The organism is Micromonospora sp. CNB394, assembly GCF_000374985.1.
Taxonomy (GTDB): Bacteria; Actinomycetota; Actinomycetes; order Mycobacteriales; family Micromonosporaceae; genus Micromonospora; species Micromonospora marina.
This window is the reverse complement of record NZ_KB895835.1, coordinates 117,132-132,484: the sequence shown is the minus strand read 5'-3', so window position 1 is coordinate 132,484 and position 15,353 is coordinate 117,132. Positions and strand designations below refer to the sequence as shown.

16 protein-coding genes are annotated in these 15,353 nt (G+C 73.5%); 6 read left to right on the top strand and 10 right to left on the bottom strand.

What is annotated here, in order from left to right; translation table 11 throughout:
• Nucleotides 1-102 precede the first annotated feature (102 nt).
• From C569_RS0115160 to C569_RS0115150, 3 genes are all read right to left on the bottom strand, one after another.
• Nucleotides 103-1,107, bottom strand: a complete 1,005-nt coding sequence (locus C569_RS0115160; protein ID WP_026268183.1) for a glycine betaine ABC transporter substrate-binding protein — start codon at nt 1,105-1,107, stop codon at nt 103-105.
• Nucleotides 1,108-1,261: 154 nt separating this feature from the next.
• A complete protein-coding gene (locus tag C569_RS0115155) occupies nt 1,262-1,984 on the bottom strand; it encodes an ABC transporter permease (RefSeq protein ID WP_018786624.1) in 723 nt (240 codons plus the stop codon).
• Nucleotides 1,981-2,670, bottom strand: a complete 690-nt coding sequence (locus tag C569_RS0115150) for an ABC transporter permease (protein WP_018786623.1) — start codon at nt 2,668-2,670, stop codon at nt 1,981-1,983. The genes C569_RS0115155 and C569_RS0115150 overlap by 4 nt, the downstream gene beginning before the upstream one ends.
• Nucleotides 2,671-2,672: 2 nt before the next feature.
• Between C569_RS0115150 and C569_RS0115145 the strand changes: the two genes are divergently transcribed.
• Nucleotides 2,673-3,665 carry an ABC transporter ATP-binding protein gene (locus C569_RS0115145; RefSeq protein WP_018786622.1) on the top strand — a complete coding sequence of 331 codons (993 nt, stop codon included), beginning with the start codon at nt 2,673-2,675 and terminating at the stop codon, nt 3,663-3,665.
• Between the two features lie 2 nt (nt 3,666-3,667).
• Here C569_RS0115145 and C569_RS0115140 read toward each other — a convergent pair whose 3' ends face one another.
• The 7 genes from C569_RS0115140 to folP all read right to left on the bottom strand — a co-directional run bounded on the left by C569_RS0115140 (nt 3,668) and on the right by folP (nt 8,342).
• The gene (locus C569_RS0115140; RefSeq protein ID WP_018786621.1) at nt 3,668-4,159 is read right to left on the bottom strand and encodes a hypothetical protein; all 492 of its coding nucleotides are present in this window, start codon (nt 4,157-4,159) and stop codon (nt 3,668-3,670) included.
• Between the two features lie 83 nt (nt 4,160-4,242).
• Nucleotides 4,243-4,545 carry a hypothetical protein gene (locus C569_RS0115135; RefSeq protein WP_018786620.1) on the bottom strand — a complete coding sequence of 101 codons (303 nt, stop codon included), beginning with the start codon at nt 4,543-4,545 and terminating at the stop codon, nt 4,243-4,245.
• A gap of 61 nt (nt 4,546-4,606) precedes the next feature.
• Nucleotides 4,607-5,833: an ABC transporter permease gene (locus C569_RS0115130; RefSeq protein ID WP_018786619.1), complete on the bottom strand. Its 1,227-nt coding sequence runs from the start codon at nt 5,831-5,833 to the stop codon at nt 4,607-4,609.
• A 113-nt stretch (nt 5,834-5,946) separates the two neighbouring features.
• On the bottom strand, nt 5,947-6,435 hold the full coding sequence (locus C569_RS0115125) for a DUF3180 domain-containing protein (RefSeq protein WP_091047903.1): 489 nt from the start codon (nt 6,433-6,435) through the stop codon (nt 5,947-5,949).
• Between the two features lie 85 nt (nt 6,436-6,520).
• Nucleotides 6,521-7,048 carry a 2-amino-4-hydroxy-6-hydroxymethyldihydropteridine diphosphokinase gene (folK, locus tag C569_RS0115120; protein ID WP_018786617.1) on the bottom strand — a complete coding sequence of 176 codons (528 nt, stop codon included), beginning with the start codon at nt 7,046-7,048 and terminating at the stop codon, nt 6,521-6,523.
• Nucleotides 7,045-7,404 carry a dihydroneopterin aldolase gene (folB, locus tag C569_RS0115115; protein ID WP_018786616.1) on the bottom strand — a complete coding sequence of 120 codons (360 nt, stop codon included), beginning with the start codon at nt 7,402-7,404 and terminating at the stop codon, nt 7,045-7,047. The genes folK and folB overlap by 4 nt, the downstream gene beginning before the upstream one ends.
• Nucleotides 7,401-8,342 (bottom strand): dihydropteroate synthase, encoded by a 942-nt coding sequence (folP, locus tag C569_RS30340; RefSeq protein WP_036345930.1) that lies wholly within the window; start codon nt 8,340-8,342, stop codon nt 7,401-7,403. The genes folB and folP overlap by 4 nt, the downstream gene beginning before the upstream one ends.
• A gap of 358 nt (nt 8,343-8,700) precedes the next feature.
• Between folP and C569_RS0115105 the strand changes: the two genes are divergently transcribed.
• From C569_RS0115105 to C569_RS0115085, 5 genes are all read left to right on the top strand, one after another.
• Nucleotides 8,701-9,015 carry a hypothetical protein gene (locus C569_RS0115105; protein WP_013288976.1) on the top strand — a complete coding sequence of 105 codons (315 nt, stop codon included), beginning with the start codon at nt 8,701-8,703 and terminating at the stop codon, nt 9,013-9,015.
• 14 nt (nt 9,016-9,029) lie between these two features.
• Nucleotides 9,030-9,392 (top strand): hypothetical protein, encoded by a 363-nt coding sequence (locus tag C569_RS0115100; protein WP_013288977.1) that lies wholly within the window; start codon nt 9,030-9,032, stop codon nt 9,390-9,392.
• 385 nt (nt 9,393-9,777) lie between these two features.
• Nucleotides 9,778-12,819, top strand: a complete 3,042-nt coding sequence (locus C569_RS0115095; RefSeq protein WP_369753544.1) for an ATP-binding protein — start codon at nt 9,778-9,780, stop codon at nt 12,817-12,819.
• Between the two features lies 1 nt (nt 12,820).
• Nucleotides 12,821-14,752: a hypothetical protein gene (locus C569_RS0115090; protein ID WP_018786611.1), complete on the top strand. Its 1,932-nt coding sequence runs from the start codon at nt 12,821-12,823 to the stop codon at nt 14,750-14,752.
• Nucleotides 14,749-15,309 (top strand): hypothetical protein, encoded by a 561-nt coding sequence (locus C569_RS0115085; protein WP_018786610.1) that lies wholly within the window; start codon nt 14,749-14,751, stop codon nt 15,307-15,309. Before C569_RS0115090 ends, C569_RS0115085 begins: the two co-directional genes overlap by 4 nt.
• Nucleotides 15,310-15,353 lie beyond the last annotated feature (44 nt).

Below are 15,353 nucleotides of genomic sequence, written 5' to 3'. Positions count from 1 at the left end.
TCCACCCGAGGGGAACGGGTCGGCGCCACTCGATCAGCGGCCCGTCGAACCGGGCGGCCGTGCCGCCGGCCGGCACGCGTGGCGCCGGCCGGCGGTGGTGCGTCAGCTCGTGGCCAGCGCCGCGTCGGAGGAGAAGACCAGGCCGACGCTCGCCGAGCCGGTCTTCAGAGCGTTCTTGGTCTGCGGGCCGCCCGCGTCCAGCGAGCTGAACGAGCCGGCCTTGAAGTCGTAGACCTCGACCAGGCCGGCCTGGCACTTGGGCCGCTGCGGGCACTCCGGCGGCCCGGCCAGCACGGTGGCCTGCCCGGAACACTTCGCCGCCAGCTCGGAGAGCGTGGACACGTCGTACTTGTCGGCGAACGCCTTGGTCACCGCGAACGCGTTCTGGTCCTGCGCCTGGGACGGCTGGCCGAAGACCAGGCCGGCCTTGTCACCCTCGGTCTTCAGCGCCGCGACCGTCTTGTCCAGCTCCGGCGAGGAGACGGGCTGGGCGTCCTTGCCGTTGGCCTTGGTGTTGAGGAACTCCGCCATGGTGGCGGCGTACTCCGGGACGACCTGGATCTGCCCCTTCTCCAGGGCCGGCTCGTAGAGCTCACGGTTGCCGATGGTCTGCACCTCGACCTCGTAGCCGGCCGCGGTGAGCGCGATCTTGTAGAGCTCGGCGAGGGTCTGGCTTTCGCTGAAGTTGCCGGCGCCGACAGTGATCTGGCCGCCCGGGCCCTTCTCGATCCCGTCGGTCACGCCGTTGGCGGAGGCGAACTCCTGCGCCGCGACCTGGGGCGTCTTGCGGTCGACGTCGACCGCCCGGTTCAGCTGGATCAGCTTCGGGGTGTCGAGCTTCGCGGAGACCTTGTCCAGCGCGGCGACGAGCTGCGGCGTGGCCGCCTTCGCGTTGATCGCCGGGATGACGTTGTCGGTGTTCTGGAGCTTCTTGTCGTCGGTCAGGACGACGAGCTGGTCTCCAGCCACCGGAGCACAGCCCGCCCCCGAGGCGCCCTGCTCGGGCGCGTCGGTGCCGGACGAGCCGGCGTCGCCGCAGCCGGTGAGGAGAACAGCAGCGGTGAGTGCGCCGAGCGCCCCCGCGGCCAATGTCGTACGCGCGCGCATTCAGTGCCCGCCTTCCGTGTCCCGGCGCGGCCCTCTCGGGCCGGCCGCGTGTCCGACGGGCGATCCGGACGGCCACCCGCGACTCCAGCCAATATCCTCCGCACCCGACCGACAAACTCGGAGCGGTTTTCGTCACCCGATCGTCACCGGCGGCTCAACCGCCGGTCGTCGCAGCCGTCGCGCGGCGGTTCGCCCGCCTGCGTACGCGACGCAGCGGGCGCGGCGTCACCGCCCGCTCCACCAGGGCGAGGACCCCCTCGACGAGCAGCGCCAACCCGGCCACCAGGACCCCGCCGGCGATGATCTGACCGCCGCCGACGGCGATGTCGAGCCCGAATCCGGCCCGGATGATCTGGCCCAGCCCGCCGCCGTTGACGAACGAGGCGAGCGCGGCGGTGGCCACCACCTGCACCGCCGCGGTGCGGAAGCCGGCCGCCAGGTAGGGCACGGCGAGCGGCAGTTCCACCCGGCGCAGCACCTGCCCGCCGGACAGACCCATCCCCCGGGCCGCGTCCCGGGCCTCCGGGTCGGCCTGCCGCACCCCGGTGTACGCGTTCGCCAGCAGCGGCGGGACCGCGAAGACCGCGAGCGCCACCACCACGGCCGGACGGCCGAAGCCGAGGAACGTCAGCGGCAGGATGGTCAGCAGCGCCAGCGTCGGGATCGCCAGAGTGACGTTGGAGACCAGCAGGACCAGCCCGCCGCCCCGGCCGCTGTGCCCGAGCCAGAGCCCGATCGGCCAGGCCACCAGGCAGCCCAGCAGCACCGCCAGCGCCGACATGCTGAGGTGCTCGCCGAGGCGGTCCAGCACGCCGCCGGGGTTGGTCCAGTTCAGCGGGTCGTTCAGCCAGACCACTGCCTGCTCGACGGGGTTCACCGGGCGGACCTCCCGCGCAGCCAGGGGGTGAGCAGGCGTCCGGCGCCCGCCAGCACCAGGTCGAGCACCAGCGCCAGCAGAACGCACAGCACCGTGCCGGCCATGATCTGCGCCTTGTAGAAGTTGTTCTGGAAGCCCGCGAAGATGAGCTGGCCGAGCCCGCCCCGGCCGACCACCACCCCGACGGTGACGAGCGCGACAGTCGACACGGTCGCGAGCCGTACGCCGGTGAGGATGCCGGGTAGCGCCAGCGGCAGTTCGATCCGGAACAGCCGGCCCCACCTGCCGTACCCCATGCCCTCGGCGGCCTCGCGCACCTCCGGCGGCACCTGGTTCAGCCCGGCCAGCGCGTTGCGCACGATCACCAGCAACGCGTACAGCGCCACCACGGTGAGCACGGTGATCGCGCCGATGCCCAGGTAGGGCGCGAGGAACGCGAACAACGCCAGCGACGGGACGGTGTAGAGCACCCCGGTCACCGCCAGGATGGGCGCCGACAGCGACCGGAACCAGTACGCGAGCACCGCGAGCGGCAGCGCCACCAGCGCGGCGATCACCACGGCGCGGGCGGTGAGCGAGGTGTGCTCCCGCAGCGCGGCGAGGATCGTGTCAGAGTTGTCCCGCACGTACTGCCAGGAGAACCACGGATTACCCGGGTCGGCCCGGTAGCTCAGGTGGAGGGACACACGTGGACGGTACCCCGGGAAGCGCCGCCGGAGGCGGCGCGGCGTCGATCACGCTGGAGCGCATCCGCAAGCGCTACCCGGACGGCACCGAGGCGGTACGCGAGCTGAGCCTGGAGGTCGCCGCCGGTGAGCTGGTGGTGCTGATCGGCCCGTCCGGCTGCGGCAAGTCGACGGTGCTGCGGATGATCAACCGGCTGATCGAGCCGACCGACGGGCGCATCCTGCTCGGCGACGACGACGTGACCCGGGTCGATCCGGTGGCGTTGCGCCGCCGCATCGGCTACGTCATCCAGAACGTCGGCCTGTTCCCGCACCAGACCGTCGCCGCGAACGTCGCGACAGTGCCGGGGCTGCTGGGCTGGCCGAAGCAGCGGACCCGGGACCGGGTCGGCGAACTGCTGGAACTCGTCGGTCTCGATCCGGCCCAGTTCGGCCGGCGCTACCCGCACGAGCTGTCCGGCGGGCAGCGGCAACGGGTGGGTGTGGCCCGCGCGCTCGCCGCCGACCCGGTGGTGCTGCTGATGGACGAGCCGTTCTCCGCGGTGGACCCGATCGTCCGGACCCGCCTGCAGGAGGAGTTCCTGCGGTTGCAGGCCGAGGTGCGCAAGACGATCGTGCTGGTCACCCACGACCTCGACGAGGCGGTCCGGCTGGGCGACCGGATCGCGGTGCTGTCCGAGGGCGGCCGGCTGGAGCAGTACGACGCACCCGCCGCGCTGCTCGGCTCGCCCGCCTCGGACTTCGTCCGCGAGTTCGTCGGCGCCGACCGGGGCATCCGGCGTCTCGCCGTGACCCCGGTGACCCGCGCGGTGCTCGACCCGCTCCCGGCCGGCGGCGGCAGCGGCCTGCCCACTGTGGCGCTCGGCGACTCGGCGTACGACGCGCTCGGCGCGCTGCTCACCTCCGGCGCGGAGCACGCGGTGGTCACCGAGGAGGGCCGGGCGGTGGGACTGCTCGCCCGGACCCGGCTGCTGACGCTGGGTGCCGTGGACTGAGGTCAGGCCCGGCCGCCGAGGCTGGCCAGGCCGACGATCCAGCCGGCGAAGAACCCGTACGTGACGCCGGTGCTGGCCGCCTGGAACGCGGCGAACAGCGAGCCGTGCGGGCCGAGGAGCGTGGCGAGCAGGGCACTGAGCCCGCCCGCGAGCGCGTACGCGCCCCAGCCGGAGAGGAACTGGCTGCCGGAGGACGTCACCCGGTCGACCTGCGGGCCGGGCAGCAGGTACAGCAGCGCCGCGGCCAGCACGAGCAGCAGGATCGCCCGTAGGTTGGTGGCGAACACGCCCTCGTCGGCCTGCCACCGCCAGGACGGCCAGGCGAGCAGCCGCAGGAACCAGCCGCCGGCACCGGTCGGGTCGGTGCCGCGCTGCGCCCAGTCCACGTACATCGGACTGCCGCCGACGGCGACGAGCAGGAACGCGGCGAGCGTGCCGGTGCCGGCGGCCGTGCCGTACCGGGAGACGGTGCGGGGGCGGTTGCTCAAGGCCATGCGGCGGTCAGTTCCCGGCCGGTCCCGCCGGGCAAACCTGCGTAACCGATCGGCCGCCGCCCCCCGGCGGGCCGTCATCGACCTCAGTGCTTCATCAGGTAGTCGATGAAGGCGGCGCGCAGCAGCGGCGCGGACTCGTCGTAGCCGTGCCCGGTCAGCTCACGCCAGAGCGCGTTCGCCTCGTCGATGGTCGGGCCGATCGAGTTCGGCGCGCCGTCCAGCGCGGCGGCCTCGTCGGCGTTGGGCAGGTGCCGCAGGACCGACCAGAAGAACTTCACGTCGCGGCGCTCGCGCGCCAGGTCGAACGCCTGCTCGCGCAACTCCTCGGTGGAGAGCTTGTCGAGCTCGTCGAAGGTGCGGCCGCCGGGGGCAGGAGTCTCGCTCATGCCGCCGAGCCTAACCGGCGAGATCAGCTTCGGCGCGCCGGACGCACGGCCGCCACCATGGTCAGCACTCGTCGGCGTCCCAGCGCCGGGGCTCGCTGTCCCAGCGCGGGGCCTCCCACGCCTGGACCGGGGAGTCGTCCTGGCGTACCGGCAGGACCGACGGCCAGGCGTCGGCCGGCTCGGGCGGCGGAGTCATCGTCCAGCCGCCGCTCAACGCGCCGTCCCGGGTCGGGCGGATCGGGGCGGTTTCGCCCGCCGGCGCCGGACGGGGACGGCCGAACGTCTCGACCAGCCGGGTGACGAGCAGCCCGGCGCCGAGCACGGTGCCGCCGAGCGCCCACCGGCTGACCGTCCAGCCGTACGGCACGGTCCACGCCAGGAACACCACCACGAGGCAGACCGCGAACAGCGTGCCGAAGATCCCGCCGCGCCGCCCGTACGCGCTGGTGCCGGCGAGCATGACCGTGCCGACCGCCAGCACGGTCCAGTCCAGGCCGGTGCCGGGCGCGACCTCGCCGTCCCCGTTCGCCGCGATCAGCACGCCGCCGAGCATCGCCAGCACCGTGGCCCCGGCGAGCGCCAGCGCGGTCACCGTGGCGGCCACCGCGCCGCGCCGCCGGGCGGGGTCGGCGACCGGGCGGAACCGGCCGATCATCCGGCGTACCGGTTTCATCGCGGCGAACAGGCCACCGAGGACTGCGATCGCGGCGAAGCCGACGAAGAAGTAGAGCGCACTGCGGCTCGGGTCGTAGTCACCCTGCACCGTCACCGGACCGGTCCGCTGTTCCAGGTGGACGATCACGCCGGCCGCCCCGGCCAGGCTCGCCGCCCAGCCGGGTACGTGCAGCACCACCACGGCCAGGGCGAGCGCCAGCCCGGCCGCCGCCGCCACCGCCAGCGCCGGCAGCAGCGCCTCCCGCGTGCCCCGGTCGCCCTGCTCGGCGAAGTGCAGCGCGGCGGCCAGCGCCACCGGGCCGATCGCCAGGTTCACCGCGCCGGCCCGCAGGCTCAGGCCTGCGGCGAGCGTGAGCAGGCCCAGCGCGGCCACATCGACGAGCAGGGCCTTCAGCGCACCGCCGCGCAGCGCGTCCGCGTCCTCCCGCCACAGCAGCCAGGCCATCGTCACCAGTCCGGCGAGCAGCACGAACTCCCAGATCACGTGCACCGCGATCCGGTCCCGGCCGGGTTCGCCGTGCGCCGGGTCGTCGAAGACGTTCTCCAGTACGGCAGCGGGCACCCCGGACGACGTCTCCGGCGGCGCTGTCCGGCCCGCATCGTCGTACGCCATTGGCTCGCGCCTCCCCAGGTGGCCGCGACCGGCCCACGGGCGGGCGGACCGGTGGCGGCCGTCGCTCTCCGGTAGCCAGGGACGGTACCGCCGGGCCGGGGTGGGGGGAACCCTCAGAGACGGCCGTGGGGCGTCTCCCGGTCGCCCGGCGCGCGGTCCTCGTCGTCCTCCTGCTCGGGGACGCGGCAGGAGCGTTCCAGCCAGAGCGCGGCCGCGACCAGCGCCAGCGCGGCGATCAGGCCGCCGAGCGCGGCGGGGCGGTCACCCGCCGCCGCGTTCGTCCGCTCCACGAAGAGCCAGCCGGTCAGCCCGGCGTAGAAGCCGGCGAAGATGGCTCCGGCCAGCGCGGACGCCTTGGCCAGCACCACGAACCGGGCGACCAGCAGCGGGTTCACCGGCTCCCGGCCGGGCCGCCGTTCGATCCGGCTCCGGGTGTTCACCGCCGCGTAGCCTTCCAGCACGGCGAGGCCGGCCAGCGTGATCACCGGCAGCCAGGGCAGATCGGGCGCGAAGTCGTAGTAGAAGCCGCTGATCAGCAGCCAGGCCACCGCGGCGGCGGCCAGGCCGGCCACGACGAGCGTGGAGGCCCGGGTCGGCCCCATCCGGAAGCGGTCGGGCCCCTGCGGGGAGCGATCGGTGCTCACCGCACCTCCTCCACTAGCCGCTGCCGGGCCACGATCCTCCGGGTCATGTGTCCGACTCTAGCGTCAGTTCGGGCCGCGGGCTCAGTTCCAGGGCGTCCCCGGCGAGCGGCTCGGCGTTGAGCAGGTCGGTCAGCCAGCCGTGCCCGGGCAGCCGGCCGTGCGGCTCGATGTCGATCCACGGGCGCAGCACGAAGGCGCGCAGGTGGGCCCGGGGGTGCGGCAGCGTCAGCTCGGGATCGTCGCGCAGCACCGGCTCACCCTCGGAGTCCCAGACCGCGATCACGTCCACGTCCAGCGTGCGCGGCCCGTACCGTCGTCGCGGGTCGCGGGCGCGCCCGGCCGCCGCCTCCGCGGTCCGGGCGCGGGCCAGCCAGTCCTCCGGCGTCGCCGCCGGGTCCGCGGCCATCACCGCCGCGTTCAGGTACGCGGGCTGGTCGGCGTCCCCCCATGGTGGAGTCTCGTAGACGCCGGAGACCACCAGCACCCGGTCGCCGAGCGCGGCCACCACGCCGCGCAGGTGGCCGAGGCGGTCGCCCAGGTTGCTGCCGATCGACAGCACGGCCCGGGTCATCGGGTACGCCGCATCGTGACCGCGACGTCCCGGAAGGCGTGCGGAATCGGGGCCTCCGGCTTGTGCACCGTCACCGCCGCGGCGGCCACCAGCGGCTCGGCCAGGCAGACCGCGAGCAGCCGGTCGGCGAGCGTCTCGATCAGGTTCACCGGCTCGCCGGTGATCACCGCGACCAGGCGTTCGGCCAGTTCGCCGTAGTGGACGGTGTCGGTCACCTCGTCCGAGCGCGCGGCCGGTCCCAGGTCCAGTTCGAGCACCGCGTCGACCACGAACTCCTGCCCCTGGGCGCGCTCGAAGTCGTAGACGCCGTGCCGGCCGTGCGCGCGCAGGCCGGTCAGCTCGATCCGGTCGGTCATCGGTCGCCTCCGCTCGTGCGGGTGGCCGCTTCCGTCGGCCGTCTGCCGCCGGTCGGCGTTTCTGTCCGCGGCGCGGTCGCGGGCCGCGCGCCGGTCGCGGCGGCGAGCCGGGGGCTGCCGGTGGCGCGCCAGACGGCGAGCGCGTCGGCGGTGTCGCGGACCTCGTGCACGCGTACCCCCCAGGCGCCGGCCGCGACGGCGAGCACGCTCGTCGCGACGGTCGCGGCCTCCCGTCCGGCGGTGGGCCGGGGTTCGCCGGCCGGGTCGGCGAGCAGCCTGCCCAGATAGGACTTGCGGCTGGCGCCGAACAGCACCGGGAAGCCCAGGGCGACCAGCTCGGGCAGGCGGGCGCTCAGCGACCAGTTGTGCGCGGCGGTCTTCGCGAAACCCAGGCCCGGGTCGACGATGATCCGGTCGGCGGCCACCCCGGCGGCGAGCGCGGCGTCGACGCGCCGGCTCAGCTCGTCCCGGACCTCGGCCACCACGTCGGTGTACGTGGCCAGCTCACGCATCCCCCGCGAGTGCCCCCGCCAGTGCATGAGCACCCAGGGGCAGCCGGCGTCGCGGACCACCTGGGCCATGTCCGGGTCGGCGAGGCCGCCGGAGACGTCGTTGACCACGTACGCGCCGGCGGCGAGGACGGCCGCGGCGACCCGGGCGCGGCTGGTGTCGATGCTGACCCGGATGCCGGCGGCGCTCAGCTCGCGGACCACCGGCAGCACCCGGGCGGTCTCCGTCTCCGCGTCGACCCGGTCGGCGCCGGGCCGGGTGGACTCGCCACCCACGTCGATCAGATCGGCGCCGTCGGCGCGCAGTCGCACCCCGTGTGCGACGGCCGCGTCCAGATCGGCGTATCTGCCGCCGTCGGAGAAGGAGTCGGGCGTGACGTTGAGGACGCCCATCACCACCGGGGTCTCCGCCCGTACCAGATCGGTCACGGACCCGACAGTACCGTTCGCCGGCCGGGCTTCCGGCCACCGGGCGAGCGCGCGACGCGGCACCCCTGACGTGCGCATTGGAACAGGTGTACGATCGGTCATCCGGGCCGTCCGGGGTCGACTCTTCACGGCTTGTCGCAAAGGTGGCCGGGCCGTACGCTTTGGAATTGCCCAGCATCGAGATGGCGAAGCCTGGAGGGAGGGCCGAAGCGGGAAGAATCCCCCCAAAACTCACCACTCTACGTGGTGGGCGACTGACTCAGCGTCGACGGCGCTGTCTCTGACGAGCACCATCCCGCCAGGCTTGCCTACTTGCACCAACGCGGCGCCGCCGGCCGCGACCTTGGGGAGGTTTCCAGTGATCGCCATCGAGCTCATGGCAACGGCGTCCAGTGCCGTGGACCACGCGCTCCACACCCTGGCGTCGACTCCACTCGCCGAGCCGGCCCCGAAGGGCATCGACACCGACAACGTCGTCACCTTCTTCGCCAGCAAGATCGCACCGATCCTGCTCGCGGTCCTCGGGGTGATCTTCATCGGCCGGGCCAGCCGGGGCGAGATCTCGAAGGTGCTGACCAGCTCGGCCATCGCCATCATCGGCCTGGCCTTCATCGCCGGAGCGGCAACACTCTTCTTCGTCGGCGACTACCTGATCAACCTGATCTTCGAGTAGGGCGCTGGGCGACGATGCGGCTGCGCACCGACGACGACATCTACCGGGCACGCCTCGTCTACCTGGGGCCGCCCGGGTACACCCTTCCCGTTCACCTGCCGTACGCCCAGTACGGCCTGTTCATGCTGCTCGTACCCCTCTACATGTTCATCCACTGGTTGTTCACGCTCCAGGTCGAACTGTTCCCCGCCTGGGAGATCTCGCTGGCGATCGTGACGACCTCGTTCATCTTCCGGTACGTCGACCCGGACCGGCCCGCGCGCATGGTCATCCGGACCGCGCTGACCGACTGGCGACGCACCCGGGAACCGGCCACCGAGCAGCGGGATCCGCGGCTCGTCGCGAGCCGGATCAGGATCCGGGAGGAACTGGCATGACCGGGCGTACGACAACCGTGCAGACGAACGACGCGGGTGAGGCGGTCGCATGAGTCGCTCTTCCACGCCGGGTTCCCCGGCCGGGCGTCCGGCCGGGCCGACCGGTAACCGTGCGCGATCGTTCGACTACCCACCGGACGAGGACCTGGACGAGGTCGTCCTGGACAGTGCGCTCGTCACCAGCCCCGGGCACGGTCGCGTCGGCGTCTTCCAGCCGCCGCGCCCGCTCAGCCCGCGTGAACCGGTACGCCCCGACGGCGACATCGACTCGCCCTTCCTCGACCTGTTCGGCGGCGCGCAGCCCCGGCGGCGTCCCGCCGCGTCCACGCCGGCACCGGTCGAGCCGGTGGTGGCGCCGCCCCGCCGCGGGGTCGGCCGCGAACCCCTGCCGATCCCGCACCAGCCCGCCGTGCCGGTCGAGCCGGCGCCCCGGACCGAACCGGAACCACCGGCCCGCGAGCAGGCCCCCGGGGTACGCGCGGTCGGGCGTCCCCGGCCCGAGCCCGTGCACGCCGCGCCGCTGCCGGTCGAGCCGCCCCTGCCCGACCCGCCCGCCGCGCTCGCCCCGCCGCCGTCGCGCAGCCGGGTGCCGCAGCAGGCCGGTGACCGGCTGCCCGCGCTCCGGCCCCCGGCCGAGCCCGAGCCGGCGCTACCGCCGCCCCCGCCGATCCACGCCCCCGCGCCCCCGCCTGCTCCCACCGACAACCGGGAGCCGGATCCCGCTCCGGCCGACCCGCCCGCGGCCGGAGCGGCGCCGTCGCGCGAGGTCGGCCGTCCGGCCCACCGTGAGGTGGCGCCGCCCCGGCAGCGCACGCCGGAGCGCCGGAACCGGCCCACCAAGCCGGTCCGGGTCCGCGCCCCGAAAATCAAGTTCGGCGACCGGGATCCGTCGGTCGAGCTGGCCGTCACCGAGATCGCCGGCCACCTCACCTTCACCCCGAACACGGTCACCGCCTGGTACTGGCTGCCCGAGGTGCGGTGGGCGTTCCGGCCGGACGCCGAACGCGAGGCCCTGCTCTCGGCGATCTCCGAGCAGTACGCCGGGCTCGCCGGGTTCCGGCTGCACCTGCGCCGCACCACCCGGCCCTTCCCCGCCGACGAGTGGGCCCGCACCATCGACGCGCACACCACCGCCCCGCTGCCCGACGTACCCGGCACCACCGGCTGGGCCGACCACCTGGTCGCCGCCCAGCGGCACCTGATGGCGGTCAACCACGCCGAGGGCCAGACCTACCTCGGTGTCACGTTCGCCCGCCGGTCACTCGGCGACTCGCTCACCGAACGCCTGCTGCGCACGTTCGGCCGGGGCACCGCCGACGGCGAGCGGCGCCGGCTGAGCCGCACCGTCGAGCAGTTCGACGAGGTCCTCGGCGCGTTCGGCATGCGCGGGCGGCGGGTCACCGCGCCCGAACTGGAGTGGCTGCTCTACCGCTCGGTGGCGCTGTGCATGGCGCCGCCCGGCGTCCTGTCCCCGATCACCGACGGCCGGTGGGAACGCGGCGACCTGCTCGCCCTCACCGAGCAGGTCGAGCGCTACCGCACCCCGTACGGCTCGACGGTGAAACTGGTCAACCGGATGACCGGCGAGGAACGCCACGTCGCCGTGCTCGCGGTCGGCCGGATGGAACCGCTGGAGATCCCCGAGCGGCACGAGCCCTGGCTGCACTTCCACGAGCGGCTGCCGTGGCCGATGGAGCTGTCCACCCGGGTCGACATCCTCGGCCCCAACGACTCCTTCCGGAACCTCGAACACCGGCTGCGGATGATCCGCTCGCAGCAGCTCGACTACGCCGAGCACGGCATCGACGCGCCGCCGGAGCTGGAACGACTGGCCAAACGCGCGCTGGTGATCGGCGACGAGATGACCACCGGCCTGCCCGTCGACTCGGCCCGGGCACACGGCTGGCACCGGGTCGCGGTCGGCGGCCGTACCCGGGATGAGTGCCTGGAACGGGCCCGGCGGCTCATCCAGCTCTACTCCCGCGAGCTGCGCATCTCGCTCCAGCACCCGAAGAACCAGGACTGGCTGGCCCGCGAGTTCATCCCCGGCGAGCCGATCGCCAACACCGGCTACGTCCGGCGGATGCCCGTCAACCTGCTCGCCGCCGCGCTGCCGCAGGCCGCGTCCACAGTGGGTGACCGGCGCGGCGACCTGATCGGACGGACCGCCGGCACCTGCCGCCGCCCCGTCTTCCTCGACCTGCACTTCCCGATGGAGGTACGCGAGCGCTCCGGCCTCGCCGTCTTCGTCGCCGAACCGGGCGGCGGCAAGTCGACGCTGCTCGGCGCGCTCGGCTACCTGGCCGCACGCCGCGGCGTGCAGGTGACGCTGCTCGACCCGTCCGGCCCGCTGGCCCGGCTCTGCGCCATGCCCGAGTTGGCCCCGTACTCGCGGGTGCTCAACCTGACCGGCTCGGAACAGGGCACACTCGCGCCGTACGCGCTGATCCCGACGCCGCTGCGCAGCGAGTTCGGCGCCGGGGCGGCGGGCGACCGCGAATTCGAGATCGGCGTGTCGAACGCCCGCGCCGAGCGCCGGATGCTGGTGCAGGACATCTGCATGATGCTGGTGCCGCCGCAGGTCGCCCGGGAGGCGTCAACCGCCACGCTGTTCCGGCACGCCGTACGCCAGGTGCCGGCCGAGGAGACCTCCACGCTCGACGACGTGGTCACCTGCCTCCAGGGGCTCGACGACGACGCCGGTCGCGAACTGGCCCACCTACTGCTCGACACCGCCGAGATGCCGCTGGCCATGCTCTTCTTCGGCCGGCCGCCGGACGGGCTGCTCGGCGCCGACGCCGCGCTCACCGTCATCACCATGGCCGGTCTGCGGCTCCCCGACCTGAAGATCGAGCGGGAGTACTGGTCGGCCGAGGAGGCGCTCGCGCTGCCGATGCTGCACACCGCGCACCGGCTCGCCGTGCGCCGCTGCTACGGCGGGTCGATGTCCTCCCGGAAACTCGTCGGCCTCGACGAGGCGCACTTCATGGAGGGCTGGCGGTCCGGGCGGTCATTCCTGGTCCGGCTCGCCCGCGACTCCCGTAAGTGGAACCTCGCGGCGCTCGTCGCCTCACAGAACCCGAAGGACATCCTCGGCCTCGACGTGCAGAACCTCGTCTCCACCGTCTTCGTCGGCCGGATCGCGGAGGACAGCGAGATCGCCTCCGAGGCGCTGCGCCTGCTGCGGGTGCCCGTCGATGACGGGTACGAGGCCACACTCGCCTCGCTCTCCCAGGCGGACAGCGGATCGGCCAACCGGCTCGGCTTCCGCGAGTTCGTCATGCGCGACGTCGACGGGCGCGTGCAGAAGGTCCGGGTCGACGTGTCGTACGTCGACGGGCTGCTGGAGCACCTGGACACCACCCCCGCCGCGGTCGCCCAGGCCGCCGGGATACTGCCGACCGTCCTGGCTGACCTGGAGGCGTGACATGGTGAGGGCCCGGGCACGGATCGCGGCGCTCCTCCTCGCGCTCGGCGTACTCGCCGGGGCCACGATCTCCTGGCCGGTGATCGGGGCGGCCACACCCGCGTACGCCGCCGCGCCGGTCACCCAGGCGCGCGCCGAGCTGTGCACCACCAAGGAGTGGCAGGCCGACTTCCGGTCCTGCGTCGGCAGGCTCAAGGCCGTCAGCGAGGACCAGGTCGAGTGCCGCAACGCGCCGGTGCCCGCCGCACCGGACTCGGGCCTGGCCGGCTGGTTCGCGTCCCGGCCCGACTCGGCGAAGGAGCCCGGCCCGAAGGGTCTCTACAGCGACTACGGGTACGCCGGGTACAGCTACAACACGTACGACATCGACGGCGGCTGCGCCTCCTCGGTCCTGCATCCGGACTACCGCTTCACCACGATGGTCGCCAACGGCGAGTTCATGTTCGCCAACGCGGTGATCGGCGCCTCGAACGCGCTGCGTGAGCGGGCCTGGGATCCGCGGACGATGTGGAGCTGGGCCGACCCGCTCGTGGAGCAGGCCACGAAGGCCGTCTACCAGAAGGTGTTCAGCGTCTTCGGCATCGTCACCGTCTGCGTGGTCGGTCTCTACCTGCTCTGGCGGTCCCGCCAGTCGGACATGAGCAACGCGATGACCACGGCCGGGTGGGCGCTGCTGGTGATGGTGGCGGTGACCGCGCTGGCCGCCTGGCCGGTCAAGTCCGCGAACATCGCCGACAGCACGCTGATCACCACGCTCGGCGTCGTGCACGACGCGGTCGGTCCCTCGTCCAAGACCATCCCGCCGGACAAGTGCGCACTGCCGAACCCGAGCGCCTGTGTCGACAAGCGGCTACCCGCTGTGCGCGCGAGCGACACCGCCACCGAGACGATGCTCTACCGGAACTGGCTGCGTGGTGTGCTCGGCTCGGCGGACAGCGAGACCGCCAAGAAGTACGGCCCGGCCCTGTACGACGCCAAGTCCCTGACCTGGGAGGAAGCGGAAAAGCTTCGCCAGAACCCGGCGACTCGCGAGGGCACGATCAAGGCCAAGCAACAGCAGTGGGCCCGTGTCGCCCAGCAGATCGAGACCGAGGACCCGGAGGCGTACGAGTACCTCAAGGGCACCAAGGACATGGACCGGATCGGCGCCGGGTTCATCGCGGTGCTGGCCTCGGTGCTGTTCGCGATGTTCGACCTCACCGCCTCGCTGCTGGTGCTGCTCGGCTTCCTGATCTTCCGCTGGGCGGTGATCGCCGCGCCGATTCTCGGCACGGTCGGCCTGATGCGCCCGGCCAGCGCCGGCCTCCGGCGGTTGGCGAACGCGGTGGTCGCCGCGGTCTTCAACATCGCCATCTTCGGTACCGGAGCGGCCATCTACCTCTTCGCCGTCGACCTGATCATGAACACCGCCACGCTTCCCGGCTGGCTCCAGGTGGTGCTGGTCTGGCTCTGCGGGGTGGTCGGCTGGTTGCTGCTGCGGCCGTACCGCCGGATCACCCAGCTCGGCGGCAAGGACAGCAGCGAAGCGGTCAGCTCGGCCGGTTCCTGGCACCGGCGGTTCTTCAGGGACATGCGGATCGCCGCCCGGCTGGACGTGGCCGAGCCCGGCGGCACCAACGAACCGGCGATCGGCAAGCGTCGCACCGTGACTGCGGACCAGCGCAGCCTCCGGCCGGAGGCCCGGCACGAGGATCCGGCGCACAGCGCCACTCCCGCCGAACGGGAACGGCCGGACGGGCGGGAACGGCCGGAGGAGACGCCCGCGACCGCACGCCCCGCCGGCACGCCCCGCCCCCGGCGCGCACCGTCGACCTGGACCGATCCGGACGTGCCGGAGGAGACGCCCTCCTACGCCGTCTACCGGCCGGACTCGGCGGGCCGCAGCGCCTCCCCGGCGCGGCCGGCGCCGCGCATCCGCTCCGAGGCCCGGTGAGTCCGGTGCGACGCGCGCTGGAATTCCTCTTCACCCGGGTTCTCCGGTCCCGGATCGGTGTCGCTCTCGTGATCGCCGTGCTGGTCTTCGGCGTGATCGGCGCGGCCCGCCTCGTCGCCGGCCCTGGCGAATCCGGTCTCGGCCTCACCAGCCGCCCCACCCAGCCGATCAGCACCGCGGACCCGGAGGCCGGCGACGACGGCGTGCTGGCCAGCCCACCGGCCGCTGTCGCCCCGAGGACCCGGCCGGGCGAGGACACGCCGGAGCAGGTCGCCGGGCGGTTCACCACCGCGTGGTTGAGCGGCCCGGGCAGCAGCGGCGACGCCTGGCAGGCCCGCCTGCGGCCGCTCTCCACCCCGGCGCTGGCCGAGAAGATGACAGGCGCCGACCCGGAGACCGTGCCCGCACGGAGGACGACGGGCGCCCCGACGCTCCGGCCCCGCACCGAGTCCTTCGTGGAAGCGCTGGTTCCGCTGGACAACGGCACGCTCCGGCTCGAACTCGTCGCACCGGACGGGCCCTGGCTGGTGGACGCGATCGACTGGGAGCGGTCGTGACCGCCGGTCCGGCCGTCTCCGGACAGATCCGGCGGAAGCTGCGG